Consider the following 772-nt stretch of genomic DNA (forward strand, 5'->3'; position numbering starts at 1 on the left):
GCGGTGGGGCGCGCCAACCTAGCCGATGCGGCACGGCGGGTTGCCCGGAATGGAAACACCCTGGGACTGTCACCCTGTTTCAGGAAGCGACGCTCCCTGCCTGTCTTGACACTCCCGGGAGCCGACAGTAAGCCAGCCGGGCCCCCCTGATGCTCTCGCGCGCCCACACCCTCGCCCGCCTCACCGCGATGCTGCTCGTCGCGATCTGGGGTGCCCAGCCGCTGGGGTTGTCGCTGCACGTGGAGCAGCACGCACACCGCTACTGTCCGCAGCACCAGACGTTCGAAGAGGACGCGCGGCGCACGAACCCCACGCTGTCCCGCTTCACCGAGCGCGCCCCCACGCTCGCGTCCATGCCGCCCGAGGTGGCGGACGCGCCGGGCCTCAACCACGAGACGTGCCCGCTGCTCACGGCCGCCCCGAAGGCCCAGGCGCTGCTCGCGGGGGAGTTCCTCCAGGTGTCTGCTGGCGTGGAGCGCGGCCCTCCAGCCACCGCCCCACCCCGCTCCTTCGCGCCCCTCTCCATCCTCGCCACCGCGCCCAAGGCCTCGCCTCCGACGCACGCGTAGCAACGCGTGCCGTGGTCGTGAAGCAGGTCATAGGCGGACGGTCCTCGCGGGGTGCATGCTCCGCGGCCGTCCGGTTTCGAGGAGCCACACCCCGTGTCATTTCATTCGCGCAGGAGTCCCCGCGCCCTGGCCGTCGCGCTCGCCGTGCAGTTGTCCGCGGGCGCCGCCTGGGCCCAACAGGAGTCGCCGCCCGCGGACAACTG

At 72.2% G+C, this 772-nt stretch carries 1 protein-coding gene; it reads left to right on the forward strand.

Annotated features, from left to right (window positions below):
- The first annotated feature begins 149 nt into the window (after positions 1–149).
- Positions 150–569, forward strand: coding sequence for a hypothetical protein (locus D7X12_RS41640; RefSeq protein ID WP_120630591.1), 420 nt, complete (start codon positions 150–152; stop codon positions 567–569).
- Positions 570–772 lie beyond the last annotated feature (203 nt).

This window comes from Corallococcus sicarius, from assembly GCF_003611735.1.
Lineage (GTDB): Bacteria > Myxococcota > Myxococcia > Myxococcales > Myxococcaceae > Corallococcus > Corallococcus sicarius.